The sequence below is a fragment of the Grimontia marina genome (assembly GCF_900060185.1).
In the GTDB taxonomy this organism is placed as follows: Bacteria; Pseudomonadota; Gammaproteobacteria; order Enterobacterales; family Vibrionaceae; genus Enterovibrio; species Enterovibrio marinus.
On record NZ_FIZY01000023.1, the window covers coordinates 1 to 26605 of the forward strand.

Sequence of the window (26605 nt, forward strand, 5' to 3'; positions counted from 1 at the left end):
ACTTCGTCTTCATAAAACACCGGATGGTCAACACTGCATTTGTCCAGCGCCTCACTTATCTGAGCGAGCTTTTCTTCCTTGTCAGGGTCTCGAATATTGAGGGTAGGTGCCGCCCTACGCCAGACGATCCCGATTTTCGGTAACCAACGCCTGACCGTAGAAGCCGCCACTGTACTTTGGAATACATCATTGAGCTGCATCGTTAAAAGCTCTGTACTCCAGCGGCTTCGCTGATAACCGAAATCCTGCGGGGAAAACTGAACCAGAATAGTCAGCATCGCACACATTTCGCTAACGGGAAGCGTTGGCGGTCTGCCAACAGGCAAAGCGTGCAGGGCATCCATACCACCTTGAGTAAACCAGTCAATCCACCTACCCACTGAGGAGCGGGCTGCACTGATAATACGGCAGACATCGACAATCGTTTTGCCTTCGTGGAGTTGCATGAGAGCAATAAGTCTGCGGGCATAATCCTTGTCCTTGGTAGTCTGTATCGCTTTTTTCATCCTACGACGTTCGCCACGAGGTATCGGTGCTATGATGGCCATCACTCAGTCCTTTTGTCGGTATGTTTCGGTTTGGCGATTGATCAGATCGCACAAAGCGGACTGAGTTTCTCTTATCTTTGAGATCTACTATTAGGAACAGCTATTTAGCATCTCTTGAGCATCAACCTTCATAATACTTCCACACTCATAAAGAAACTTAATGATCTGCTCACATGAAACTAAACATTCTCGATAGGGCGTTAAATCAAACTCCTCCCTCATCAAACTTCCAGCGACATATACAGGTGTGGAAATACAAACAAGTCGAACATTATCTGTTTCACCTTCCATTGCATGAGAGATAAAATCTGCCGCTTCATCATTCACTTTAGCTCTAAGTTCAATATGTTTAACCGAATTATATTTCAATATAGAAAACGACTTAGTATTTTCTTTCAAAGACTTCGCCAAAGCTATTCGACTAGGTTGATGGAAGGCAGTTTTCTTTCTATCACTAAATATAGATAGCAATGTCGAGTGCGGTATTATTACATTCTTAAATAACTCGATCGTTTGTTCCAAAAGTCTAAAATTTGACAAGCTAAAGATAGATGTCAGGTCTAGTGCTATTATTTCTGGTTTAACCTCAACCTCTCCACGATTTAAGCTATACGCTGGTATCAAGCATTTCCTATTAACTTCAATTCCATTTCTATTAACTATCCAAGGTGTAATATAAAAGCTTGATATTGTACGATTTAGTATAGAAGCTATAAGAGTACTTGGTGCATCTCCAGAAACAAACAATTCCCAAGCTTTATTAGGTTTTTCCTTATTAGAACCTAAAATATCACCTACCTCTTCCAAAGAAACTCTTCTAATTGGACCATCATTTTCTGATAATTCAACAGCCTTTTGAAGCCAATCTGTTACTTCCTCTTTGTCATCAAGACCTAAATTCGTCGCAATGGAGTAGGCTGATGCTAATATTTCTGGGTTGTTGGGTTCTTTGTTTACGGCTTCTGCAACGAATTTTTTTGCTCTATTTGGTAAAACAGCTTCTGCTAAATAAGACTTTCTAAAGAGCTCTTTTGCACTCAACTCTGTTCGGTTTTCCCATGCTAACTCAATGTTGCGAACAAGCGCTTCCCAATCTCCTGTGCAAAGGTTTAGACTATCTTCAAGATCATCAATTAAATGATGATTTCCACTTTCATTTCCAAAGTACTTTGAAATCCATTCTCTACATTCATGAACTTTACCTTCCCTATATAGATTCCATGCTGCATGAATTTGTAGTTGAGTAGATTGCTCAATTAACTCAGAGTTTTTAGATATAAATTTTGAAATCTTTTCAAAATTATGATTTGAACTGTAGGTAATAATCAAATCTTCAGCAGCACTAATATTTTTAGTTATAGAATAGTATTCTTCTTGATATTTCTCTAATCGTTCATCTTTAAGTCTTCTCAATAGAGAAATTAGTACTGACAAGTCCTCCAAGCTATTACTTTTACTATATTGTTCTTCTAGAAGAGAGAGTTTATCTATGTTTTCTTCAGATCCAATCACAGATATAAAGTAATCATACTGCTCTTTAGTTAGCTTACCTTTTCTATATAAAGCCCCGCATTCTTTTTGAGCTAATACATCTTTCCCCATAAAGTTATATGCTTGAATCTTTAAATTAAAAATGGAGTGCAACTCTATATACTTCAAAAATAAATCTATATTTTTTTCAATTTCTTCTATAACTTTTTGTGGCTCATTAATTTTTAGAAGTAAAGCATACTTTGCTATAACTGCATGGTAGTCATTTCCAAGTGTTATCGTAACTCTTTTATTTATCTCTAATTCTACTAAACTAAAGTCTAGTTCTAAATCACCAATAAGGGGAAGAATACGAATTGCATCATCAATATTTCTCTCATCACTAAAAATATTTTCCACTATAGATTTTGCACTAGCAAATGATTCTCTGTCATTTAGCTCTATCCATAGCGCATAATCAGACGCTACCTTTCCAACAGTTTCTAGATCATTATCCTTCAATTCATCCACCACACTTCTAAAAAGACATACAGCTCTTTTCCTGAGATTTATCGAGTCTACATCTGATTTAAATGGGAAGTTACGAACTAGAACAGGAACACCTACCAACAATTGGTTTCGAGCTGATTCTACAACCGATGAACACAATAATATTAAAGCTGTAAAGTACTTTAAGGTAGTAGTTGATAGTAAATCCTCTTGAATCAATTGATTTACTTCAGTTAAGGCTTGATCCCAACGCTGTTGGTTAATGAGTGACATCAGAAGAGATATCTGTCCATCAACAAAGAGTTCACATATGGATATATTAGTGTCCTCAAACCAAGAAATCGCCATACTCGAATCATACTTATTTAGCAATATAAATGCTGCTGATAAGCGTTCAGAGGAAATATCTTTAAGAAGACTTGCAACGCACTCTTTTACGTTTTCTTCGTTAGAATTTATGAAAGCATGAGCAATACTTTGTTCATCGAGAGTATATAGTTGCATTGATTTTTCAATCAGATCAGATACTAGAACTAATTCGGACTGTTCAAAACACAACAGTCTAGCTATCCATGCACAAGCTCTGCTTCGAAGCTCAACCGATGTTTTAGCAAACATACCATCATCTAACAGTGCTCGACCCAACTTGATAGAGAGTTCTATTGTTGGAAAAATATTAAAAAACCTATATTTAATGATTTTTTCTAACTGCTGATTTAACTCAGTATCTAAGAATTTCGTAGCAAAAACTTGAGTGCTAGCAAAATGGTCTAGCTTTGTTACCACCTTGTTAACATTTTTCAGTTCACCGCTGAGTCCATCGACCTTTAGCTCTATCCGTTCTTGTTGAGAAACAAATTCATTTTTTTTTTCCAGGAAACTGCTTACATGCCTATATACTTCTGATTCTTTTGTGTCAGGTTTGCATATTGAGTAGTGGTCTGCGTCAACCATTATTGGATCTTCTTTGACACCAGGATCTGCACTATCAGGCTCTACTACCCAAACAGATTTTTTGAATATCCACCAACTATATGTTGTGGGACGATCCTCCATTAGGGCTAAGTTTTGAACACCATAATTGGCTGACCAGTTTTTATACCAGTTTTTTAAACCCACTAAATGCGGATCGTTTTTCTTTAGGCTCTCCGTGACTCCTGAGTTAGTCAATACAATCCTAACTTTGTCACTAAGAGTTGCTAGTGACGATCCCGTATGAGGAGTGCCTAAAAATACAACTTTCTTCACTCGAATTAAGAACGAAGAAACATCCTCTCGTTCAGAGCGTTGATCGCTAGCATGACGCAGTAACTGCTTGATCACTAATCCACCGAAACTGTGTCCTACCAATATAATCTCGCCGCTTTTCAACTCAGGAATTGTCAGGAGTAACTCGAATATATTGCTCCCCCTACGCACCAGATGCATAGAGTCATTACCGAATTTTTTAGCATCATAATCGACAGACCATACAAAAGTACTTTCCTGGTCTTCACCAATCCAAACGGGCCACACCGTTTCATCACTAGATTTCCATGTATCGATAGCATGGCCATCCAAACCGTGCACAAAAATAACATGCTTATTTGGTGTCTCATCTGAGCTGTAGAGTATTTTTAGAGAAGCCATATAGGATCACTTAGACAGTATTTTCAATCAATTGCATATTAACACGCTAAAACTTGTCTCGGAACAAATCTCAATATTTCAGTATATTACTGATTGGTTTCCGAAGTGTCTTATATGTTGTCTATCAAGTCGGTAGCTATTCACATTCACAAATGATGATTTGTCACACTAGAAGTTACCCTTAGTTTGCTGACGTACATTTTTACAAAACCGTTTTCATTTTCTTCCCGAATCGAACCACTAAACTAGAGCAATATCTTTCATCTTCCAAGTGTTGTAAGTGAAGTAACCTTCCCCACTTACAACACTCTTGTTCCAACTTAGACTGGGAAAAAGTAGAGGCTGTACCCATCACGCTTTTTCACTTCAATAAATCCATCCTCTACAAGCACTTTTAATGCTCTGCCAACACGGCCACTTTGGTTGATGGGAAAGCTCATGTTTTTACAAATATGACCAGCTGTAAGCCACTCAAACTGAGAATCTGTGCTTTCGTTGGATTGGCAAATACGCTCTTTCAGCAATTCGTACCATGGTCCTTTATCGACAAATGACTCATTGGCCTCTCCAATCAACTTCAGTTCCTCTTCAGAGAGATGCCAGCCTTCGCCGCGCTCGTACCAGTGTTTCACTTCGAGCCAAAATTGTATAAGAGACTCTGGATCTACTAGTGTAGTTCTGCCGTTGGGAGTGAACTTCCACCCAAGTATGCTGTTAACTGTTTCAATGTCTATGCGGCCTTCAATTTCAATCGATGCGTATCGGGTATTACCGGTTGCATCTTTTAGGAAGTCAGCTCGGTTTACTGTTCCAATGAAATTGGTCTGGCGAGGCTTATGGATATCCGAACGGCCAAATGGAGGCCGAATAGTATCCATCCCCTTAGTAATAAAAGCCTTCAGTGCACCCTGGCTGTGCTTTGTCGTGGTTTCCAACTCTCCGAGCTCTACAATCCAAGCCCGAATGCACGTTAGTACCTGATCTTTATTGTGAGGGTTTAGCTCTGCACCTTCGAGGAATCCGTGGTCAACGACACTTGCAAGTCTTTGGATGAATGCCGTTTTAACGCTAGATTGCTCACCCTTTATTGTAGGAATCAGCTTACTTTTAAAACCGGGCTCATAAACAGAAGCAATACAGCCAACAAGCCACCGAGTTAAAGCAATCTTAGCGACTATTGGATTCGTTGCCGGTAAACACTGAATGACCTCATTGACCCGACATACCCCATCCCACTTTTTTGCTGCTAAAAGACGCTGAACGGGGTGATAGTCGTTTTCTCTAGCTACTGTGATGAGGTGATCATCGATACCCTGTTTTGGAAAACCTGTTATGGAAGAAACGCTGATGAGCTTACTTCTGAGCTCATCTTCTTTGAAAATAATATTTTTATGATGAACTTCGACGCGATACGTCATTAAGTTGAATGCCGCTTTAAATCCCACAAAGTGAAGTAAGGCAGAGAGGTTTTCCGCTGTATTCTGTATTCGCTTCTGCCCTCCTCGCTCACTGACATGCGGAAAATCTGGCAACTCGGGACTAGATGGCGTCTTTTGTTCATTAATCCGTTTCATCACTAATCCACTCCTTGCTCTTCCAACCAAGCCTGAAAGACGGATGCTTTCCAGCCAAGGCAACGACCATTAAATTGGATAGGTTTAGGGAAACGTTTCTCTTTTGCCCACCAACGCCAAATCGTTTTGGGGTCACGGTTGAGAGCAGCAGACACTTCTTGCAGTGACATAATTCTATCTTGCGGCATGGTAACCTCCTCGAAGCAGTTGTTGCCGTTAACTAAGGAGGTTGCCGGTTAGCAGTTCTAAGCTCACGAAAGATAAATAACTTTCGGGGAAAGTTATTTATCTTTCTACTTCAGTTGCTTTTGAACCAATTAGCGATTGTTTTCTCACAAGGAAGGTCATCATAGGGAGTATTAGTTTTATTGAAATGCTCTTGGATGGCAGCAAGTGCGATAGAGGGCTTATTGATGACACCTTCACCCAACTCAGGAATACTCATCACCAGGGCTTTTATCATTGCAACTTGCTTTGGTTCAGTGCGTGGTTTCCTTTGTTTTTTTGGTTCACCATAGGCTTGGTAATAGACCTCACTCACCGTTCTGCCTTCGAGAGTCGCCTGCTTAATAAGCAGTAAGTCTTCGCGTGAGATAAGCCATTCTTTAAGACAGCGGGGCTGTTCGACTGTCGCTTTGATTTGAAGGACATCATCAACGTCAGGCGGTAATTCAGCCAATACACATAGCGGTTTGCCTTCCTTTCCAACAAACTTGAATTCTTCATCAGCCTCCAGCCGCCAACTTCCTGCTATCTCACCAACACAAGATACTTTCCACCCCGTTTGCTCAGGGAAAAGGCTCAACTCAGCCAAATCCGAGAACTCAGTGATTTCGTTAATGCTATCCACTTTGATATCACAAGAAATAAAGTCGTCTACCCGATGCCCATCTATAGCGACGGACAACTTATCGACAAGAGTTTTGTTGCTAGTGACTATCTCAATGTTTTCTGAGAGAAGAGAGATCTTTGGCGGTACAAACAGCGAAACCTCCCCCATTTTGATGAGGTGCTCAATATCCCACTCTTCCACTCCGTATGGTTTGAAAAGAGATACAGCTCTAGAAACATCCGCATATTCGATAGGCGGAAAAGCGCGTGCAAAGGCACTTGTCTGATTTTCCAAATTTTACCCCCTAAGTGGCACAACATTAGAATCATCTTGGTCGACACCCAGCAGGCGTACTTCCCATGCTTCAAGCGCACGCCTTTTCTCTGATAAATAGTCATATCTATCATAGTGTTTTGAGCTGACATCGTTCATAGCATGGTTCTGAATTCGGTCTCTCAACTCTTTACTGATACCTATCTCCCCCATCAAAGTCTTGCATGTTCGACGCAAGTCCCTCGGAATAAAGTGCTCAAAGTGGGGATGGTCTTCTCTGTATCTGGCAATCACCTGACTCAGCGAGTCCAAGCGGATATGTTTAGAAAGGTCTCGGGTATGGGGAAATATGTAGGGATTACCTTCTGAATAACTCTTAATTTGCCTGAAAAGATCCATCGCTGTATCCGTCAAAGGCAATAGATGGTCTCGTTTGTTTTTGGAAACATCGGCTACAACTAAGAGTGTTTTTTCTTCCCAGTTTATCGCTTCCCATTTGGATGCCGCCAGCTCATACGGACGTTGGCCGCCAGTGTGAATACACAGTAAAAGTAGCGCTCTCATCACTGGGCTGGCTCTAACACCCTCGATTTCATGCTCAATATCATGCATAAACTCTCTTAGCTCTGGGTAAGAAAGGAACCGCTGCCCCACACGCTCTGCACTTTTCTGTTTTTTTATCTGGCTGACTGGGTTGTATGACAAGGCAAACTTATCATGATTCAGATAATTGGCAGGGTCATTGTCATGATATAGACCATGATTGAAAGCTGCATGAAGGTAGCTACGAACACGATTACTTTGAGTCTCGGCTCCCCTTTGAATCATGCTGGACAAAACAGCAGTGAGTTCTTTAGTAGTGACATCACAAGCTTTCGTCTCTGGAGGGATAAAAGGATACACTTCCTTTTCCAGTGCTCGATATACACTCTGGTGCGTCCGCTTGCCGTCTTTTTCCATTTGAGACACATAGCTTTTGAACAATGCTTCTATCGAGCCCTTAGCTTGTTGCTCTTCAAAATCTTTTTGTTTCTGACGCTCTCGTCTCTCTAGCTCTGCTTTAGGATCCAAACCCTGCTTGAGCATATCAGCGAATTTTCTGATCCTTTCTCTGGCGTCCACTAGGCTTACGGTTGGAAAATCACCGATAGAAATAAACACACGCTTGCCTTCTTTGAAATATCGGTAAACGAAGCTCTTCCGACCTTTGGGATAGACTTTTACCCCAAGCCTTCCAGTTCCTCTTGACCTGTCGTCATCCCAAACATAGAAAGAATCTCTCTTAGGTTTTAAGCCAACAATCTCTCGCTGTGTAATCGCCATACATGCTCCTTTCATAACTACACCCAAATAAATTTAGGTGACGTTGTGGGTGTAGTTAGGATATCACTAAATGAGATTTATTGAGATGTCATGGTATATACAAAGCTCACACCACCCTATTAAAAACAGTATGTTATTACATTTTAAGATAATGTGAGATTTCTTGAGATATTAGATAATCACGACTCATAATCGATTGGTCCTTAGTTCAAATCCGCGAGGGTTCACTATATTCCAGAAGGTTAACAGGCGTAATGCCTACTAACCTTTTTTGTGTCTTCCGTTTTTTAGTCAAACAAGGAATGGCTATCGGGCCGCCAAACGTGATGAAAAAGCATGGGGCGGTTTACTCGGCGCCTTTTGCAGACATCACTGCGCATTAGGGAGCAACTTGATACCATCAAATAGGGGGATTATCGAAAGGATCAAACAACCGACAGTTCAGCGCCAGATTGACTTTCCCTAGCGCTTTGGCTTGCCAAAGCGCTCGGCTAAGTACTTTTTTTCAAGGTCAATGCCGTACTCGTTTTTCACCAGCACTACCACATCGTCATAAATCATATTCCTGGCTTCAGCATTGGCGAGTTCGCGTTCGAGTCGCTTTATCTTTTGTGCAGGTGTTTCGGACGATATAGACACAGGAGAATGCGTACGAGGTCGTGACCAATCCAACTTACCGTGTTTTCTGAGCCAGACAAGCACGGTACTGCGACCTTGAATACCATAATGCTGTTGAGCCTGTTTATAGGTCAGCTTGCCTTTTTCGACTTGGGAAACCACGTCCAGTTTGAAGGCAAGGGAGTAGTCACGTTGAGTGCGTTTAAGCGTTGTCTTTCCTGGGGTGCTCATAGATAAGTCTCCAATGTGCCTACTTATCTCAGGGCGTGACATTACTTAAAATGCGACTCACTGTCTCGGCAAAGGAGAGAAACACCCCACATTTAACAACCTGTTTATCCATCATATTGTCCTTATCAGAAACACAAAAAACGCCCAATGGCGATGCTCACTAATAAGTTAGTGTGTTTTCACTCTCTGTTTTTAAAATCGCTGATTTACGCGACCGAACCTTGATTTTCCCGTTATTGCTACACCAACGAGGCCAAAGATAACAACCCCCCCAGTTACCCAGACAGGGAAGAGTTATACACTATTTAACACTCCCAACAGAAAATAAATTCATCCTGGCAGGGTGCGCAATTTTAAAAAAAACGGCGCTGTTCGTAGAACCTCTAAATTATCCAAGGCTCCAGTGAAGTCAGAATAAGGTTGGTTTTCTATACGCCAGACATGGTATTCGCCTCTTTGGCTCACCTGACGAATTTGTAAGCAACTTTTTGCCAACTACGCAAAATCTTGCCCCCGCATGACTAGATTCTATGTTTCGCAAACACTAACTTGCCATCAGCCTCTGACTCCTCTAGTTAATATCTATCCTATCGAACAGGAAGTAGATATGGTCGAGGCGGTTAATGTTGGAGATCGAGTTACTGACTAGGATGACCAACTGGTTACGACTCATTACCATGGACTAGGTAGCTACGAGCGTTATGGTGGCGCAGTTTCACCCAAAAGAGTAATGCTATGGGAATTAAAAGATTGAACAAACTGGCAGCAGTGACGGTCCTTTCGGCTGGATGTGCTTATTCTCCGGTAGCCCTCAGTGGGCAGATACTTGAAGCTAGAAATAATCTAAAAGACTACGCACTGGTAAGCTGTCTTATTGCCATCGATCCAGAGAGTAAATTGGCCAAAGACTTGAATTTCACTAAACGAGCGCTGTCTTTCATGGGTAAAGGTGACTACAGGATTGTTCAAAACGTAGACACATTTGAAACGGAGAATGATCCCTATACCGAAGCTGTTAACATTCTGATAAGTGAAGCGAATCGCTCTATTGGATATATGAAAGATGGCTCATCATCTAGAACTTATGGTTGCTTTAATGCCGCAAAATCCGATGTATTTGATGAGTTTATAGTAAGTCAGGATGAGTTTATTGAAGATTAACGCAACACAAACAAAAAACACAGTCAAAGAGAGGTGGTTTTTAATTTATAAGTCATTGATTAATAAACAGGATTAATCAGAGAGCAATCCGTCTTTAAGATTGAATCAGACCTGACAGATTGCTTTAATTCATTTCTTCCACACTTCGAGTTAGAATTTTTACTCATTCATGCTCTGTTAATATGAGTTTGACTTAGTAAAACTAATTTGAAAGCCCAATCTATTAAGCGAACAATAAAAGCTATAAGCAGGGGGCGAAGCCAAATTGATGGTCATATTTTAATATGTGGAGCCACGTTATAAACTCACCTTTGCTCATGCATTTGGTAGACTTAATGCGGCTGTATTGCGAGCGCTATTTGCTTTACTAAAGCCGTTCGAAATCCGCTTATTTTTCACAGATTACTTCAATGTCTGCGGGAGAACATTACCAAGAGAAAATCACGTTGTAAGCAAAAGATTCACTCAGTGAATTGAGGAGAGCAACTTAACATCAGGTTCAAGATTTAAGCAACTTATCCGTAAAACGATCGGATTTTTGGTTCTTTTCATAGCTAAAAAAATACGACCAATTTTGGTATGCACTAAATTTATAAAGTATTAAAGTCGCACTTGTTATTAGTTTAAACTGGTAAGATAAATAATGTGTGACCTTTATAATAAAATACTTAAGTTAGTAGAAAATCTCGAATCAGCAACTTTAATTGACAATGAAAATGGTAGCTTCTACGTAAAAACATCGAATGACGTTTTTTTCTTATTCGTTAGTGCACAAGGCTACACCAAATTATCCTGTTACCCTACAGATGAAAAAGTCAACCCTGATCATTATAAGTTAATTTTAGAATACAACGCCTGTTATACCGAAACTGGAATTTCAATAGGTATCGATACAGATGGGCATATATGCTTTCAGACATTAATCCTAGATGATGACCTAACAAATACATTTCTTTCATTTACTAGAAAAATCATTGAATGGACAGATTTACTGAGTGGAAATAGAAGTAAAAACACCTCATTTATAAACAAAGTATTGAGAGTATAATTAATGAAAATTGAATCGTTTACACAGCCAATATTATCAAAAAGCATAGATAAAGAAATTGTTAAAAATGGCGAAAATATTGAGACTGCGCCTAGGTTTAACGCCCTCTCATTAGGAAAGAGTGGAGCTAGAACAGCAGCAATCGATGCCATTTCTGAGGGATTAAAAAAAGAATTCGGGCTCAGTCAAAATGATATTGATAGCTTAATGAAACCAATTAGAGATTCAAAGAAAATCACTGTAGGTGAATTCAATAACCTTGTAAATAAGTTAGGAAAGCAGAAGTCTACTGCTACGATTGTGAGTGAAATAGTTAAACTACCAGCACAGACTAATACTAACATGGCCAAAACTTGGGTTCATGGTACAGATGCTATTGGTGAAATACTGTCCAGCCGCGAAGTATGGGGCGGGCATGCAGGCATAAAAGTACTGGGAGGAGATGCCAGTGGTGGGGTTGAAGATAAATCTCAAACCCACCACTTCTTTGTTGCTCAAACAGGTGACAAAGGGATTAGTGACAGGCCAGGGAATGCGTTTACTAAAGCTAGGCAGAACGCAGCGAATAAGTTACAGAATAATATAGAGCTCGGTTCATGGAAAGCTGCAGGTTATCCTCTTCTGGGCGTTTTAGAGTTTTCAAGTAATCTTGACTCAAGCTTGGATGGGAATACCTTTCAACAGAAAGGAGATGGAATTGGTGGTATCAATACCTTTATGAATGAAAAGGGCAAGTATACACAAAAGCTTGAAGGTGCCATGAAACCACAAGCGTTGAGACTGATGAATGAGCACGATATGGTTAATCTGGCCCTATTTCTAAAAGCAAGCCATGAGTCCGAAGACTTAGAGCAGTTCCTACCAATTCAGATAAGAGTTTTGAATGGTGATAATGCTAAAGCATCAGATAACGTCAATAAGTTTTTAAAGAGTGACAATGGTTTTCGTTCTCTTTTCACTACCGATATGGAAAGCGGTTGGAAAACCTACAATACTCAAGATGTCTTGAACGTAATAGAAAAGCTAAAAGTATAAAAACTTATCTATTATGACTTTGACATGACCGAGCTTGTTGAAAAATGGATAGGTTTCTGAGGTACCCATCTGAGCACCTCATTTCATGCAGAAATTCCTCAACAAGCTTTTGCCCATAATCGTGTCAGGCCGACCTGTTCTGGCACATTATGCCCCCCAAAGTACGGCATCTGAATTACGAATTTTTTTGTAATCAGAACCGTACTTTTCCAATGTTGAAACATACTACCTATGCCATTGTGTCGCACAATATCGAAGTATTTGTTATTTCAACGACATATCGCGGAAATCATGGACGTGACCGAAAAAATCAATTCCAGCTGGGGATGGATCGGTATTGAAGCAGCCGAAACCTTAAACGTTGCTCTTTGAATAGCCTGACGTTGAGTTTTTGGGTTAACACCTGACTTTTTGTAATTGGTAGACAGTCCATAATTTCAAAAGTTATCAGGTTAAACTGCTTAGTCGAATCCGGTTCGGCATGTGTCTGTTTGAAAAGAACTGGAGCTAAGTATCATCCGGGTCATACGGCCCCAAAAGCGCTTACCTTCATGAGAAACAACTAGAAAATATCCTCTACCAGCTACCCCATTACCTCGGCAAAAACTGCTCTCATCTTGGCCGGGTCAATCTCAATTCGCCTTGGAGATGGCACGATGTAACATCCAAGTGTTACCACGCTGTTAATAAATTGCGGTTAGATAACCATTAACCGCGCAGACATCGTACTTGCGCTGATTTATAGGAACAAAAGGAAGCTAATAATGGCAAGAGTGCTAATGATCACCGGTGACTTTGTCGAAGACTACGAAAATATGGTTCCTTTCCAGTCGCTTACCGCAATGGGACACGAAGTCGATGCGGTGTGCCCGAACAAAAAGATAGGTGAAACCATCGCAACCTCTGTTCATGATTTCGAGGGGGATCAAACCTATACGGAAAAACGAGGACATAACTTTACCCTCAATGCGTTATTTGAGAATGTAAAAGCTGAAGACTACGAAGCTCTTTACATCCCAGGAGGCCGTTCGCCTGAATACCTTCGTTTGAACGAGAAAGTGATAGCGCTCGTTCGTGATTTCTTCTCGGCTGATAAACCTGTGGCATCAATTTGCCATGGTATTCAACTACTAACATCTGCTGGGGTGGTAGAGGGAAAAACACTAACGGCCTACCCTGCCTGCAAACCTGAAGTTGAGCTTGCGAAAGGGAAATATGTAGAAATGGCTATGGATGAAGCGATCACAGATGGAAAGCTTGTACAAATCATGATATCAGCAACTTCACCTCATTTCTGAGGGTATGCTGCAGTCGTTACTTGTCACTGATTGCAGATGGTGAAATAGCGAGAGATGACAAACCCTAAGACCATTAAATGCCGCTCCTATTCTGGAGAATGAAATGGCGCGGAGCCAAGCGCGTCAAAAACGTTACGACGCTTAACTCTGAGCGCCTTTAAGGATTCACGGATCTATAAATTCAATCTTTTTGAGCGCCTGCTTCATTGGTCCAATAGTCATATCTATGTTTACCTAAACCACCTGAAGATACTCGAATTCAGGTGTTTGGAGCATAAGGCGAGAGCCCCTGAAAAGCCTCTTGAATATCCTCTTTCCCTTCATTTTCCTATCTATCAGCGGCTCTTCCCGAGATATTCTAAAAAGTTAATCGTCTCAATATTGCAATATGGGACATGGCACTAATCGTTTACTCATATTCTCTTTTATGCGACTCAATTGACTGCATGCTTTCATTTAGTCTCTCCAGAGTCGTTGAGAAAAAGTAGTATTCTCAATGTTAAGACAATTACCAGTACATCAAATGCCTGCGACACAAACACTGCTCAAGAATTATTCACACACTGACTTCTGACTTTTTGAGAAAGTAGCGTGGAGTCGTTCTTGGAGACTCGTTTTCTTTCGCACACATTCAAATTTAAGTGTAAGTCACTGGATAAAAACCAAAGGATTGGGAGGTAGCTTGTCTACGGTCACAAAGTCTTTAAATTTCACCTCTCTCGTTGAAGAGAGCAACAAGAGAATTGCGGACATTAAGCGCGAGCAAAATTCGTCTGTGACAAGCACGGCGCGGAATTTAGGGTTTGCTGGATTTGCGCTTGTTGGATTGATGCTTTTGGGGACGATCCTGTTTCAGATAATTACCGGTGTTATTGCTCTGGTGGTTGGGCTTGGTGCTGTGGCACTTATGGTTTACGCCTTTCGTTATCTGAAAATGGCGGATCCCATGATTAAGCAAAAAATGCGTAATCATGTTTTAAAGAAAATGATTGAAGAAGCGAAAACTCACAAAATTGAAACCTTGACCCATATGGTTATTGAGTCAGGGAATCGTTTAGATTCTGCACGTGCAGCAAGGGACAAAATGGGTGGTTTTGTCAATAAAATCAATGCACGGCTCAAAACATCAAATAAAGAGTCATCTAACTACGCAAGAAAGGTTGAGATGGCTGAAAAAGTTGAAGCCGCTTATGGCATGGTAAAAGCCAACGTAGATCGAGCCGCCCGGGCGCATAAAGAATTAGAAATAAAAGTCCGCGATTATAAAGAAATGGCTGAATTTTCTGACATGGTGGGTGACGCACTGAAATTTGCCAATGATTCCAACGGTAACAAACTTGAGGAAATGCTTGGCATGGAAGCGTTTGCAGCCATTGAACAAGACTTCCATGAAGCCATGGTGAGTGTTGAGAACTCCGTTGCGGATTACGAAATTGACAACAAAGAATAGGAGCTGATATGTCGAATATCGAGCAAGAGACTAAAGTCGGTAAAACAACGAAAGTGATGCAGATTTTCATTGGTATTTTGTGCGCTGCGACTTTGGCTCTGGGTGTTCTTAGCTTCCTAAGTACGACAAACGGAGATTCATCAGAAAGCCACAACAACAACGTATTAACGGAAAGCCCATTTTAAGCTAAAGGAGAATAGCGAAATGAAACATCAATATTTGGTGGCTGCTGCACTCGCAGTATCTTTTATATCGAGCCCTTTGGTAGCTAAAGAGCTTGTGATGGGAACCGGCGGTCCTACGGGTAACTATTTTGGTATGGGTAATGATATTGCTGAATACTGTGCCGATGAAGTAACAGACTTCGACTTAACCATCACAAACTCCGGTGGGTCTGTTGATAACTTGCTCGGTATTACCAATAAGAAGTATGCACTCGGTATGGTGCAAGAAGATGTTCTTAACTTTCATGCTAAGCGCTCACCCAAACAGGTCAATAAAAACCGCATAAAGGTTCTATCTGGTTTACACGAAGAAGCCGTACACCTTTTAATTCCTAAAAACTACAAACCCAAGGGTAATGATAGTGGCGGAATGTGGACTAAGTGGTTCGGTGGCTCTGAAAAGAAAGCACAGAAGTTTGAACTCCCTATGCTAAAAGGACAGACAGTAGGCTCATGGGGAGGCTCGATGGTCTCGGCACAAGCGCTGAGCTACTTCTTCAATTTGAATCTCTCTGTCGTTGAAGCCGCCAACAACCCAAATGACACCAGCATGCCGCTAGTTTTGGTTGGTGGTGCACCTTACGCAGTGGTTGATGAGTATTTGAAAACGGGTAAGTGGACATTGGCAGAACTGGATTATGACCAAATTTCCCAGACGGCCGGTTTCTACAGCAAGCAAAACGTTAATTACCAAATTGCTGGCAAAGTGCAGTCAATTGAGACCGTTGGTGTGCGCGCACTATTGGTAGGCAAGTCCTTCCGTAAGAAAAAACGAAACGCATCGATGATTGAATTGGCAACGTGTATTTATGCCAATGTTGCTGACTTGGCTGATGATCCTAACACGAACCCTAACTGGGCAAGTGTTTATGACTATCTAGAAGATGAGGGCCAATCAGATTGGTCTTACTTCCCTCTTGATGAAGATAAGTTAGAGGACGAAGAGTACTAGCTGGCGCTCAATCATAAGGCAGATACAGCCAGGGAGTTTTAGATTCCTCTCGGTATACTCTCTTTGCTCTGACTCGCTCTAGCGCTTGGTTGTTCCTATGCCAGGTACTAGAGCTGATTCGTTTGCCTTGGTCGCCCCAAAAAGGAGGCGTGCGCTGGGAACTTCAGCATGGGTATTTTCGCTAATTTCGCTAAATTTGAAAAAGCGCCTTCTTTTTTCAGCTCATCTCGACACAAAGTATCTCTTTCAATTTGAGGCAAATAAAAAAGTGACTGCTATTGAGCCCCTCCCTAAACTCAGTAGAAGGCAGTTGCTTTTCAAGTCGCCTGGCTACGCTCAGTGGCACATGCATATCCTTATTACCATGCCAAAACACAACATGTGTCGGTAACGAACCTGGTTCAAAATCCGGTTTCCCCACCAGTCGCTCTACTTCTCGACATACCGAATATAAGCCTTGTTGCCAGCCGTAGTTAAGAACGTTACAAAATTCTTTTTCGAACTTGCTGTCGAGGAAACGTGTCTTTTCTTCACCAACAACACTTGATGAGATGAGGCTATAGACTTTATGCGGGTTTTTCCGGAACGTGGTGTACATTAAGTTCGCTATCAACCGAAAAGCTTTGGGGACATCTCTGGCTAAAAGCATACTCACCCGCCAAAGCGGATTCATTTGCTGAAACTCTGATTTTTCCGTAGAGGCTAAACCAGCGCTAACAGCAATAAGCTTTTGCACTCTGTTAGGGTAGGCATTCGCAAAACTGCCCCCGTAAAGCGCCCCCATCGAAAAGCCCAAAACGGGCAATTGAGTTATTTTCAAATGCTCAAGTAATACGTTTAGATCTTCTGCAAATGCTGAAAGAGAGCCATTTTTGTCCACACTCGATCTGCCATAGCCCGGACGATCAGGCGCGATAATCCGGTAACCCAACTCGCTGATCTCATCTGAGGTTGCCATCAATTCCAGCTCCTTTCCTCCCCCCAGAATGCTGTGTAAGTAAAGTATGGGCTTACCCATTGGTTTACCATACTCGGAATAACTCAATGTTCGTCCATCCTTCACGGTGACCTGTTTTACTTCTTGGTTCTGAATCGAACCACGATATAGCGCGACTTGTTGCGCTTGCTCGATGATAGGCCTAGGGCCGGTCAACAAAATGCGGACTAATTCAGTCTGTCGCTGCGTTTTGGTTTTTGACAGCAAGGATTTTAGATGGCTTCTCGCCGTGTGCTCAGTAACATGCATCTCATTGGCCAACTCTTTCACCGAAAAGCCCCGAATGAGCAGGCAGGCGACCTCCACCTCTTTTTTTGTCAGGCCGTAGTATTGCGTCAAGGAATCGGGGATAGACACGGGCTGGTTTTTCGGACTCGACAGGAAAGCCGCGACAAGCTGATTCCCGCTCTCATCTTGTTGGCCATAAATGGTGCTGAGCAGTACCATCAATTTTTCCAGAGGACGGGCAGCCTCTCCCAACATTAATACCTGATTGTGCTTACCAGAAAAATCTAAAGCGACTGCCTGAATAGCTTTAAACAAGCGGGCTTTTAACTCCCTGTCCTTGACGTTAATGATGCCATCTTCGATCTTGAGCAGGCCTTGGTTTTCCAGCATTTTCTTGGCGAGAAAGTTACTTTCCAGCACGCTTCCTTTACTGTTTAGAATGAGCAGGCCAACAGGAAGCTGATCAAGCACCGACGTCATAATGGCTCTGTAGGATTCTCGTACATTCAGTTTTTGTGCGATCCCCAGAGCAGATTTAAAATGGCGTAATAGAATTGCATCAAGCTCTGTTTGGCTATATTGGCCGCTTGCCTCTTCAGAATCTGATGATAGAGGGCAAACCTGAAGCAATGCACTTTGCAGAGATATTGTTTCTGGCGCTTCGCTGCCAGGGAGAAATGTGTTCTGGTGATGCTGGGAATATCCCCTAAAGTCTTGGTAATTCGTGTTTTCCAGTAAATTAGCAACCGCTGTCACTAATACTGGCCATTTTTCAGGATCAACTGCCGCTTCATAAATATTTTCAATAAGATCATGAAGCTTTTCATTAGAGATTAACACAACAACAACCTACTGCTATACCCAAATAACCTGAAGATTCAGGATTCAGCGAGATTGACTGGCGTTGTGATCGCGGTGTGCCTTTACAGGTGTCGTCATCTCCATCAAAAAGTACAACGATGAGCACGGCGTCAGTCAACTCGCCCGAAGGAAGGCCTTCAATGCGCCCACTTCTTCGTTAAACCTCAGGGGAAATAGAACGACTATTCCTCGTGAAATTTGCCTCAAGCTGAACGCATTGATGACCTTTGAACACAAGTATCTTCAGTCTGTTTGGGTATATCAGAATGAAGACGCTCAATATTGATTAGATGTTTAGCTAAGCATCAAAAATTTGTGCTTAGCTAATCTGAAAGAATATTAAAGTCAGGCTTTATCAGCCCTCTCAATTCTAATAATCAAGTTCTGTGTTATTCGCTCATACCTCGGTTGCTTATTTTGAAGGAAGTACATAGCTGCTTACAGTAGCCTCCAGTTGCCGGGTAATCGTTACTGGATTGGAATAAGCCGACACTTCTGACTTCATCCTTCGCACTCGGCTCATACCGGTACGTTCCGAATAGCTGATCCCATAACACGATGGCGTTGCCGTAATTTGAATTAGCTTCATCAACCGACGTTGAATGGTGCCAACGATGCAGCTCGTTAGTGTTAAATAGGTAATTCAGCCCACCGTTTCTAAGGGGAATATTAGCGTGTTGAAGCATTAATACGGGTTGGCTGATGGCAAGGTACCCCAGAAAGGCCTGAGCAGAAAAACCAAGAAGCATGACAGGAAAGACCCCAACCGAAAAATTGATGATGTAGTTGAGTGGATGAAAGCGTAAATTATTGAAAGCATATAACCTTACACTACTGTGATGCATGGCATGGAAACGCCACAGTGGCATGGCGGTGTGGTGCAGGCGATGTGACCAATAGCGCCCAAATTCAACCAGCAGCGTGACCATGATGATTTGTACCGCTATTGGCAAGCTACCGAGGTTTGTACTGTCTGCAGAAAGCGTGAATATCGAATATAGAGCGATAATGGCAATAGGGGCCATATATTTCAAAGCGGGGTCCAGAATACCTGCGAGCACCAATGCGCTAGCCACATCCATCTTAATATCGCCCTGACTATTGTTCCATGTGGCTTTGAAGGGGTGTATGCGCTCGACAATACTCGCGGCTAAAAGTGTCATGATGGTTGACACCAACACAGCAAGTTCAAGATCCCAGCCTTGTGTGTAAGCAACAGTAAAAAGCGTGATGCTCAGAAACAGGGAGACAGAAAGTAAGTAGCGTGATAGTAAATGAACCATGGTAACCCCCTTTTTATGTGTTGAGGGTCTACCTTAAAGTCTCCCTATAAGGGGAGAGTCAAGCTTTGCATCTTCCAGCGCACAGGAAGGGTTATTCTCAAGACAGTCCAGAATGCTTGTTCTGTATTCTGAGAGGTGTTCTTTTTTCATTTCAAGTTGGATGATCGTGTCATTAATATCAGCGATTCTCTGGGTGATCATCTCTAAAATAGAATGCCAAGGGCTGGCATGACGCTCCCGCTCAACAAATTTCTTCATCTGTGACAATGTGAAACCCAGTGATTTGGCTTTGATGATCAACCTGACAAGGGCAATGTGATCTTTGTTGTAAACCCGATACTTGCCAGCTCTCTTTATGTTGTTCAGCAAACCAATCTCTTCGTAAAACCTTATTGCCTTAATAGATGCGCCCGTCACTTCCGATAATTTGCCAATGTACATCTCGTCTTGCTCCTGGCTATAAGCTTGGCTACTGATTGATAGAATAGTGCAGCTCTCGAGAGAGGTTTTAAGACCGTGTATTTTTCAGTTACATCCCACCACCTTGCAACAGACACAGGCCCATCACTTCGAGACCGAAATTGCTTAACTTTTAACCAGATCATACTTAAAATTCGTATCCGCCACTACACTCGATAGATAGCTAAGGATTCTCTCATCCTTAATTTCTAAGGGGAAATGTATGCTCGACAGGCTGGATTGTCTTCACAAGTTGCTCCCCAGTGGCAGCAAGCACAGTGTCGTGCCTATGTATATGTTTGCTAACGATGCAGGGCTACCTGTGGTGCTGCGTCTGAACATTCGCGGGGGGGATACCTCTCTCCCTATCATGGTGGTGGCGTTTGATATCGACACCCTTGCCAAGTCAGTGTATTGCGTTATTCAGTACCCTAGGGAAAAAGTACATTTCAAACTATACGGACAACTCACCTCCTCACGCTTTCATATCGGCACCCATGAAATTACGAGTTGGGGCTCGTTGGAAAAACTCGCCATTGAGTGGCTGAAATCGACAGAAACCACCTCCTGAAAAATTAACCTTGCCGACCCTTTTCTGGGCGGCTTTAGTGAGGCAGAAGGTCTCACTTTCAAGAGTGTTTCGAGAAACATAAAGCCCTACAGTCAAAAAGAAAGCTTTAAGCCATGGCCCATATCATAAGTGTTTGAGTTAGTTGATACACTTTAAAAAAGCCTTCTACACCAAACTCACTTTACACATCATATTGTTAACGACGCCTGCTAAAAGCCCTGGTTGAAAAGATATGTTCAGTACTCACATTGATCCATTGGGTAAAGAACTTTTTCTGTTTTTACGACAAAGAAATAGTCATTCGGAGATTCACAACAAAGCGAATAGAAAAAAGGAAGCAAGACGCGACATCCCATTTGGGTTGACCTATTAACTCTATTGGAAAGGAGTAGAAATATGAGTTTTCAACCACGTTTCAGCACCAATATCGTAAAAACCATCACCATTGCAATCGCCTTATTCTCTGCCGCATGCTCTTCTGACTCTGTGACTTCAGAAAACGTGCCTGCATCTGATAATTTCACTATGATCCATTCAGCCTGGCTTGGGGGCTTCCAATGGCAAGGTGTTCAAGAGCAAGTCTTGAAGCAACAATCCGCCACCTTCAATACCCCCGACATGCCAGGACATGGGGCAGACAAAACCAAACCAGCAGACATTACTTTCGAGGATTATGTCAAAACAGTGACCGATATCTTGGATAAACAAGATGATAAGACCATTTTGGTCGGTCACAGTTTTGGAGGGATGATTGCAAGCCAAGTGGCCGAAGCGCGCCCTGATAAAATCAGTGCACTGGTTTACCTCTGTGCTTTCATGCTGCCTGATAGTGTCTCTTTTATGGATGCCACGCAAGGCGTTCAGGGCTCTGCCGTGCTCGATAACCTCTTCTTTAACGAAGATAAAACAGCTGTTGGGATCAAAGAGTCCGAAATCCATCATGCCTTTGCCCATGATTTACCCGCAGAAGCCGTTGAAGGTGCAAAAGCCGCTATGGTGATGGAGCCGACTGCACCGCTCACCTATAAGCTGTCGCTAACAGAGGAAAATTATGGCAGCATTCCGCGCTATTACGTGAAATGCTCTGAAGATAATGCTATTCCACCAGCCGTTCAGGACGCGATGATTCAGGGGCAACCTGTTAAAGGTAAGTTCACGCTTGATTCAAGCCATGCCGTGATTTTTTCTGATCCAAAAGGTGTCGCTGATGCATTAGTTGCCATCGCGGATGCCGAGCGCAACGAATAGTATCCACCGTTTTTCTGATCTGTTTGGAACTATTGAGATTGTATTGATCACAAGAAAAGCAAAACAGTAAATCTGGCCTCTGGTTACATTCGAAAATCAGAAAAGGTATACGTAACAAGCCGCACAGCAGGGACTAATGTGCGGCTTTTTTACTTTACATCATCATTCCCCTTGTGGAACGAACAACATGGAAGTGAGTGCCATCGCTACAAGCGCTTATCTTGCGCTCCGCGATGACGCTGCTTTCTGCACTTCCGGTGACAACAGGGAGAAAGCATTGAGTACAAACAAGAACTTTGGCTTAACGTCGACCACTGAAATCCTGCTGACCAGTGAGGCGGGCGATAAGATGTCAGTGGTACCAAACCAGCCTTTTACCACCGAATGCGAAGAAAGTGACACGCTGGTTGTGATCCAGCCAGATATCACCAAACAGACCATTACCGGAATTGGTACGTCTTTTACCGAGTCGGCAGCGTTTGTTTTAGCGCATCTACCACCAGCAAAACGCCATGAGGTAATGGAAAAGCTTTATGCCGAATCAGGCGCCAACTTCTCGCTGACGCGCACGCCAATTGGTTCTACCGACTTTTCAGTCGAAGGCAAACTGAGCTACGCCGAAGTAGAAGGTGATACTACGCTTGAGTATTTCACCATCGAGCCAGACAGCAATGGCTTTTCAAAAGCCAAGTACCCTGGAATTCAGGATGAATCGTTCGATGTGTTACCGATGATCAAAGAGGCTCAGTCGATTAAAGCCATACAGGATGACAGTTCCTTGAACATCATTGCTTCCGCGTGGACAGCGCCGCCCTGGATGAAGGACATCAATACCTGGTTTATCAAAGGCACGGAAAAGAACGACTGGGAGGGAACGGGCGGCTCGCTCAAACCGGGATATGAATCCACTTATGCGGATTATTTGGTGAAGTACCTTGAACATTACAAAGAAGCCGGCGTTGATATCTGGGGCTTAACGCCAGTCAATGAACCACATGGCAACAGCGGCAACTGGGAGAGCATGCACTTCTCTGCTGAGAGCCAGAATACCTTCATCAAAACCTTCCTTGGTCCGGCCTTAAAAGAAAGCGCTTTCAGCGATACAAGATTGCTGATCTACGATCAAAACCGCGATCATCTGGAGCATTGGACGGATATCATCCTGGGTGATCCAGACACCGCGACTTATGTCTATGGATCTGCGGTTCACTGGTATTCCAGCACGGTCGATGTATATGAGAAGGTGTTGGAGAAGGTACACAAAAAGTTCCCGGATTTTGCCATCATTCATACCGAAGGGTGTATCGATGATCTCGGTAAACCTGCGCCAAAAGGTATTCTGGATCCGGTGAAGTTTCAGGAGTCCGGCTGGTTTGATAATGACGGGTTCTGGTGGAATGAAAACGCCACGGATTGGGCATACACCGCCACCTGGGCGCCAAACCCGGAAAACCACCCCATCTATACGCCGGTGCATCGCTACGCGCGCGATATTATTGTTGGCTTCAATCACTGGATGAACGGCTGGGTAGACTGGAATGCCGTATTAGATGCCAAAGGCGGCCCCAACCACGCTGGGAATTTCTGTGGCGCGCCAATCATGATTGATACGGAAACCGGCCACGTCTACTACACGCCAATTTACCATGTGCTGGCACAGTTCAGCCGTACGATTCGTCCTGGTGACCAGGCAGTCAAAACCGATACCGTGTTAGGCGGATTGGGGCATGATGATTTACATGCCAGCGCGACGCTGAATCAGTCGGGGTTGCTCAGTGTACAACTGCTGAATACGACCAAGAAGTCGATAAAGTTTGATTTGAGGATTGGTGCGCAGGTTGCGCAGATAACCCTTCCAGCGAATGCGTTGCAAACGGTGAGGGTTCAACTATTGAGGATAGGTGCTTGAGGAAGTGAAAATTTGAAGTAAGACTGCGCAATATACTGATTACTGCGCAGTCTCTCGCTGAATTACAGCGCTTCTACGTTAGTCGCTTGAGGACCTTTTTGGCCTTGCTCAACGTTAAAACGTACTTTTTGGCCTTCAGCCAGTGTTTTGAAACCGTCAGAAACGATTGCACGGAAGTGAACGAACACGTCTTTGCCGCCGTTGTCTTGAGTGATGAAGCCAAAACCTTTAGTTTCGTCGAACCATTTTACCAGACCAGTCATTTTATCAGACATAGTAACCTCTAATTTTGTATTTAAATGAGTGTGTTAACGCGAAACATCAAAGCAAGCGTTAAACAATAAGGCTGTACGGAAAGCTATTGAATGGTCGATGAAGCACAAGTTGACGCAGGGTATTAACGAAGACTATCGAGAAGTCGCTGAGCAGAAACTTAAACTAAATTTGGCATTAACAGCTCTTTCTGAGCCAGACGCGCACTATACAGGCTACTGGTTAAATAGCGAGCTTTATTTTCACTTTTCACGCATACCGCCGTTTACTTGTATACTCCATCCTCTGTTTTCTTCGTTCCGGAAGCCTCTCTATGCCATCTACACCAGCCAATACCGTTGTCGTGCTCGACTTCGAAACCACAGGTTTATCGCCAAACATGGGCGACCGTGCCATTGAAATTGGTGCGGTGAAGCTAGTTGATGGTAAAGTGGTCGATACCTTTCAGGAATTGATGAACCCTGGCTTCCGTGTCAGCAGTTTTATCGAGGGTTACACCGGCATTACCAACAATATGCTACGCTCGGCACCGGACTGTGAAGATGTGATGATCAGGTTTGCGGAGTTTATCGCCGGGTTTAACCTTGTGGCACATAACGCCTCTTTCGATAAACGCTTTTTAGATGCGGAGCTCGAGCGTCTGAGCGCGGGTTACTCCGGCCAGTTTACCTGTTCAATGCTCATTGCACGTCGTTTGATTCAGGACTCTCCGACCCATAAACTTGGCGATCTGGTGCGTTTCAAACACATCGCACACGATGGTGTTTTCCACCGCGCGTTAGCGGATGCCGAAATGACAGCAAGACTCTGGCTTCTGATGCTGCATGAACTGGAGCAACAAGGTATCACCAACCTCACCTTTGCACAGATGCAAACCATCAGTAAAACCAGCAAGCAGGCATTGCCTTCCTTTTTGAACAAACAGCGCAGCAAAATCAGTCTTTAGTATCAATCTCTTAGACAACAATTATGCGACATGTTGGTGCAACTGAATTCACTATTGAGATTTCGCGCAAATAAACACAACCTGGCAATCGTCTTGAGTAGACTTAGTCGTCTATACATGTAAGAACGAAACGATCCGTAATGTCAGGTGAAGGAATGAATATCCTGGATAAGTCGCTGTTAACCTCCGCCATTCGATGCCTTTTCGTACTGCCGCTGCTGATATTCAGTCAGCACGCAGTATCCCAAAGATTCACAGTCATGACAGAGGATTTTGCGCCGTTTGGTTATGTGGAAAACGGTGAGCTGAGAGGTTTATCCGTCGAGATAGTGAGGGAGGTTTTCGCAATTGTGGAACACCCTAACGATATCGAGCTCCTTCCCTGGGCGCGAGCCTTCAAAGAGACACAGCGGAAAAAACGCCGTATTATTTTTTCTATGAGCCGCACTAAAGAGCGAGAGCCACTATTCAAATGGGTTGGCCCTTTGGTCGAAGACAGGGTGCGTTTTTTTCGTCATAAAGATAGTAACGTTGATATCCAATCATTGGATGATGCACGAGCGGTGAACTCTATTCTGGTCACCCGTGGTTTTCCAGAAACAGACTTTCTTCAGGCTCAAGGTTTCAACAACCTCTACATGACCAATTCGCCGATACAAAGTTTTGCCATGTTGGCAATGGAACGAGGGGAGTTGGTTCCGATTGGGGAGTTTGCCTACCAGTCGATGATACTAAAAAGTGGTATTAATCCGGACACCATTGAAAAAGTCGACATCAAGTTATTTAACATCGAGCTTTATATTGCCTTCTCGAAAGACACATCAAATGAAGAAATTGCCCGCTGGCAAGCAGCATTGGATCAGGTAAAAGCATCAGGCAAGTATGGGGAAATCATACGCCGTTATTCGGACCTTGGATATTAGTGTGAAAGTCCAGCAGATGCCTTGGGATGATTACCAATAAGATTCAAGAACGGTCGTACCGTTATAGGTACTGCACTTAAAACGGGTTTTCTTGCCACTTTCCCCTTTGCAGCTCACCATGGTGAAAAGGGTGTCTTTGTCCCATATAGACTCAAAGGTTGGGTCGAAACCACAATCGGCACCATAAAAGCTCTCCGCCTGCGCTGCGCAGTATTGATAGGCTTCATGTTCCCCGCCGCGGGCATCCAACATTGCCGAGCGCATTTTTTGTTCTTTGAGAATATTGTCAATGTGCTCTTTATCCGGCATCTCAAACCAGTCTATGCGTGGGTTTTCTACATCAAAGCTTTTCTGGATCCATGTGGCTTCTTTGATCGTACCGGAGAATTTGATAGAAAGGTTTTTCAGATAATCGACATCCACGTCAGACAGTCCTTCGAAGCCAGCAGGGTCAGAGAGTGTAAAAGGCTCTCTTCCCACTCTAACCATCAGTTCTTCCTTGCTGGCTTGCTCAATCAAGCCCTCCAATGCTGTGAAGGTCACACCATCGCATTCATAGTTATATTGACGGTCAGCAAAGCACTGCTCCAAAAAGACATCCCCATCTTTTTCGTTTGAACAGCCTAAAACTGATAACAATGAAACTGCAAGAATTGAAGCCCTAAGCACTACCGAGAGATCCATTCCCAAAAAAATATGAGTTGTAGTGATTTTTGTACATATAACGTTCA

23 protein-coding genes and 1 pseudogene are annotated in these 26605 nt (G+C 43.0%); 12 read left to right on the top strand and 12 right to left on the bottom strand.

The annotated features are described in order from the left end of the window. The 7 genes and pseudogenes from GMA8713_RS12985 to GMA8713_RS13015 all read right to left on the bottom strand — a co-directional run. The coding region (locus GMA8713_RS12985) for a helix-turn-helix domain-containing protein (RefSeq protein WP_198159503.1) at positions 1 to 548 on the bottom strand (548 nt) is incomplete at its 3' end. A gap of 90 nt (positions 549 to 638) precedes the next feature. Further along, entirely contained in the window at positions 639 to 4157 is a 3519-nt protein-coding gene (locus GMA8713_RS12990) for an esterase/lipase family protein (RefSeq protein WP_062710390.1), read from the bottom strand. A gap of 320 nt (positions 4158 to 4477) precedes the next feature. Continuing rightward, entirely contained in the window at positions 4478 to 5731 is a 1254-nt protein-coding gene (locus GMA8713_RS12995) for a VapE domain-containing protein (RefSeq protein WP_084387726.1), read from the bottom strand. Positions 5732 to 5733: 2 nt separating this feature from the next. Then, on the bottom strand, positions 5734 to 5919 hold the full coding sequence (locus GMA8713_RS13000) for a helix-turn-helix transcriptional regulator (RefSeq protein ID WP_062710394.1): 186 nt from the start codon (positions 5917 to 5919) through the stop codon (positions 5734 to 5736). A 110-nt stretch (positions 5920 to 6029) separates the two neighbouring features. Then, positions 6030 to 6857, bottom strand: a complete 828-nt coding sequence (locus GMA8713_RS13005) for a hypothetical protein (protein ID WP_062710396.1) — start codon at positions 6855 to 6857, stop codon at positions 6030 to 6032. Between the two features lie 3 nt (positions 6858 to 6860). Beyond that, on the bottom strand, positions 6861 to 8159 hold the full coding sequence (locus tag GMA8713_RS13010; protein WP_062710399.1) for a tyrosine-type recombinase/integrase: 1299 nt from the start codon (positions 8157 to 8159) through the stop codon (positions 6861 to 6863). Between the two features lie 424 nt (positions 8160 to 8583). Next, positions 8584 to 9008: pseudogene (locus tag GMA8713_RS13015) on the bottom strand (IS3 family transposase); the annotation flags it as partial. Between the two features lie 735 nt (positions 9009 to 9743). Here GMA8713_RS13015 and GMA8713_RS13020 point away from each other — a divergent pair. The 7 genes from GMA8713_RS13020 to GMA8713_RS13045 all read left to right on the top strand — a co-directional run bounded on the left by GMA8713_RS13020 (position 9744) and on the right by GMA8713_RS13045 (position 16176). Further along, positions 9744 to 10169, top strand: a complete 426-nt coding sequence (locus GMA8713_RS13020) for a hypothetical protein (RefSeq protein ID WP_232314435.1) — start codon at positions 9744 to 9746, stop codon at positions 10167 to 10169. 286 nt (positions 10170 to 10455) lie between these two features. After that, positions 10456 to 10641: an IS1 family transposase gene (locus GMA8713_RS26775; protein WP_084387727.1), complete on the top strand. Its 186-nt coding sequence runs from the start codon at positions 10456 to 10458 to the stop codon at positions 10639 to 10641. A 579-nt stretch (positions 10642 to 11220) separates the two neighbouring features. Then, the gene (locus tag GMA8713_RS13030) at positions 11221 to 12252 is read left to right on the top strand and encodes a hypothetical protein (RefSeq protein ID WP_062710410.1); all 1032 of its coding nucleotides are present in this window, start codon (positions 11221 to 11223) and stop codon (positions 12250 to 12252) included. A gap of 764 nt (positions 12253 to 13016) precedes the next feature. Further along, on the top strand, positions 13017 to 13550 hold the full coding sequence (locus GMA8713_RS13035; RefSeq protein WP_062710413.1) for a DJ-1/PfpI family protein: 534 nt from the start codon (positions 13017 to 13019) through the stop codon (positions 13548 to 13550). A gap of 682 nt (positions 13551 to 14232) precedes the next feature. After that, a complete protein-coding gene (locus tag GMA8713_RS13040) occupies positions 14233 to 15000 on the top strand; it encodes a hypothetical protein (RefSeq protein WP_062710416.1) in 768 nt (255 codons plus the stop codon). Positions 15001 to 15008: 8 nt separating this feature from the next. Then, entirely contained in the window at positions 15009 to 15185 is a 177-nt protein-coding gene (locus GMA8713_RS27710; RefSeq protein WP_198159504.1) for a hypothetical protein, read from the top strand. A gap of 19 nt (positions 15186 to 15204) precedes the next feature. Next, positions 15205 to 16176, top strand: coding sequence for a TAXI family TRAP transporter solute-binding subunit (locus tag GMA8713_RS13045; RefSeq protein ID WP_062710420.1), 972 nt, complete (start codon positions 15205 to 15207; stop codon positions 16174 to 16176). Between the two features lie 217 nt (positions 16177 to 16393). Here GMA8713_RS13045 and GMA8713_RS13050 read toward each other — a convergent pair whose 3' ends face one another. From GMA8713_RS13050 to GMA8713_RS13060, 3 genes are all read right to left on the bottom strand, one after another. Continuing rightward, the gene (locus GMA8713_RS13050) at positions 16394 to 18241 is read right to left on the bottom strand and encodes a bifunctional helix-turn-helix transcriptional regulator/alpha/beta hydrolase (protein WP_062710422.1); all 1848 of its coding nucleotides are present in this window, start codon (positions 18239 to 18241) and stop codon (positions 16394 to 16396) included. Positions 18242 to 18651: 410 nt separating this feature from the next. Next, positions 18652 to 19545, bottom strand: a complete 894-nt coding sequence (locus GMA8713_RS13055; protein ID WP_062710425.1) for a sterol desaturase family protein — start codon at positions 19543 to 19545, stop codon at positions 18652 to 18654. Between the two features lie 33 nt (positions 19546 to 19578). Then, on the bottom strand, positions 19579 to 19986 hold the full coding sequence (locus tag GMA8713_RS13060; protein ID WP_062710428.1) for a MerR family transcriptional regulator: 408 nt from the start codon (positions 19984 to 19986) through the stop codon (positions 19579 to 19581). Positions 19987 to 20227: 241 nt separating this feature from the next. Here GMA8713_RS13060 and GMA8713_RS13065 point away from each other — a divergent pair, with 241 nt between their 5' ends. From GMA8713_RS13065 to GMA8713_RS13075, 3 genes are all read left to right on the top strand, one after another. Continuing rightward, positions 20228 to 20575: a hypothetical protein gene (locus GMA8713_RS13065; RefSeq protein ID WP_062710432.1), complete on the top strand. Its 348-nt coding sequence runs from the start codon at positions 20228 to 20230 to the stop codon at positions 20573 to 20575. A gap of 396 nt (positions 20576 to 20971) precedes the next feature. Beyond that, the gene (locus tag GMA8713_RS13070; protein ID WP_062710435.1) at positions 20972 to 21823 is read left to right on the top strand and encodes an alpha/beta fold hydrolase; all 852 of its coding nucleotides are present in this window, start codon (positions 20972 to 20974) and stop codon (positions 21821 to 21823) included. A gap of 187 nt (positions 21824 to 22010) precedes the next feature. Next, positions 22011 to 23732: a glycoside hydrolase family 30 protein gene (locus tag GMA8713_RS13075; RefSeq protein ID WP_062710438.1), complete on the top strand. Its 1722-nt coding sequence runs from the start codon at positions 22011 to 22013 to the stop codon at positions 23730 to 23732. A 62-nt stretch (positions 23733 to 23794) separates the two neighbouring features. Here the strand turns inward: GMA8713_RS13075 and cspE are convergent, their stop codons facing one another. After that, complete coding sequence (gene cspE / locus GMA8713_RS13080) at positions 23795 to 24007, bottom strand: transcription antiterminator/RNA stability regulator CspE (protein WP_062710440.1); 213 nt, start codon at positions 24005 to 24007, stop codon at positions 23795 to 23797. A 311-nt stretch (positions 24008 to 24318) separates the two neighbouring features. Here cspE and GMA8713_RS13085 point away from each other — a divergent pair, with 311 nt between their 5' ends. Beyond that, positions 24319 to 24951 (top strand): 3'-5' exonuclease, encoded by a 633-nt coding sequence (locus tag GMA8713_RS13085; protein ID WP_062710443.1) that lies wholly within the window; start codon positions 24319 to 24321, stop codon positions 24949 to 24951. A gap of 155 nt (positions 24952 to 25106) precedes the next feature. Further along, entirely contained in the window at positions 25107 to 25874 is a 768-nt protein-coding gene (locus GMA8713_RS13090; protein WP_198159505.1) for a substrate-binding periplasmic protein, read from the top strand. A gap of 30 nt (positions 25875 to 25904) precedes the next feature. Here the strand turns inward: GMA8713_RS13090 and GMA8713_RS13095 are convergent, their stop codons facing one another. Continuing rightward, entirely contained in the window at positions 25905 to 26465 is a 561-nt protein-coding gene (locus GMA8713_RS13095; protein WP_157515604.1) for a hypothetical protein, read from the bottom strand. Between the last annotated feature and the right edge of the window lie 140 nt (positions 26466 to 26605).

Excerpts from the sequence above, each read along its gene's own strand:
- GMA8713_RS12990 (WP_062710390.1), bottom strand. The coding sequence starts at position 4,157 with ATGGCTTCTCTAAAAATACTCTACAGCTCAGATGAGACACCAAATAAG.
- GMA8713_RS12995 (WP_084387726.1), bottom strand. The coding sequence starts at position 5,731 with ATGAAACGGATTAATGAACAAAAGACGCCATCTAGTCCCGAGTTGCCA.
- GMA8713_RS13000 (WP_062710394.1), bottom strand. The coding sequence starts at position 5,919 with ATGCCGCAAGATAGAATTATGTCACTGCAAGAAGTGTCTGCTGCTCTC.
- GMA8713_RS13010 (WP_062710399.1), bottom strand. The coding sequence starts at position 8,159 with ATGGCGATTACACAGCGAGAGATTGTTGGCTTAAAACCTAAGAGAGAT.
- GMA8713_RS13020 (WP_232314435.1), top strand. The coding sequence starts at position 9,744 with ATGGGAATTAAAAGATTGAACAAACTGGCAGCAGTGACGGTCCTTTCG.
- GMA8713_RS13030 (WP_062710410.1), top strand. The coding sequence starts at position 11,221 with ATGAAAATTGAATCGTTTACACAGCCAATATTATCAAAAAGCATAGAT.
- GMA8713_RS13035 (WP_062710413.1), top strand. The coding sequence starts at position 13,017 with ATGGCAAGAGTGCTAATGATCACCGGTGACTTTGTCGAAGACTACGAA.
- GMA8713_RS27710 (WP_198159504.1), top strand. The coding sequence starts at position 15,009 with ATGTCGAATATCGAGCAAGAGACTAAAGTCGGTAAAACAACGAAAGTG.
- GMA8713_RS13045 (WP_062710420.1), top strand. The coding sequence starts at position 15,205 with ATGAAACATCAATATTTGGTGGCTGCTGCACTCGCAGTATCTTTTATA.
- GMA8713_RS13055 (WP_062710425.1), bottom strand. The coding sequence starts at position 19,545 with ATGGTTCATTTACTATCACGCTACTTACTTTCTGTCTCCCTGTTTCTG.
- GMA8713_RS13060 (WP_062710428.1), bottom strand. The coding sequence starts at position 19,986 with ATGTACATTGGCAAATTATCGGAAGTGACGGGCGCATCTATTAAGGCA.
- GMA8713_RS13065 (WP_062710432.1), top strand. The coding sequence starts at position 20,228 with ATGCTCGACAGGCTGGATTGTCTTCACAAGTTGCTCCCCAGTGGCAGC.
- GMA8713_RS13070 (WP_062710435.1), top strand. The coding sequence starts at position 20,972 with ATGAGTTTTCAACCACGTTTCAGCACCAATATCGTAAAAACCATCACC.
- GMA8713_RS13075 (WP_062710438.1), top strand. The coding sequence starts at position 22,011 with ATGGAAGTGAGTGCCATCGCTACAAGCGCTTATCTTGCGCTCCGCGAT.
- cspE (WP_062710440.1), bottom strand. The coding sequence starts at position 24,007 with ATGTCTGATAAAATGACTGGTCTGGTAAAATGGTTCGACGAAACTAAA.
- GMA8713_RS13085 (WP_062710443.1), top strand. The coding sequence starts at position 24,319 with ATGCCATCTACACCAGCCAATACCGTTGTCGTGCTCGACTTCGAAACC.
- GMA8713_RS13090 (WP_198159505.1), top strand. The coding sequence starts at position 25,107 with ATGAATATCCTGGATAAGTCGCTGTTAACCTCCGCCATTCGATGCCTT.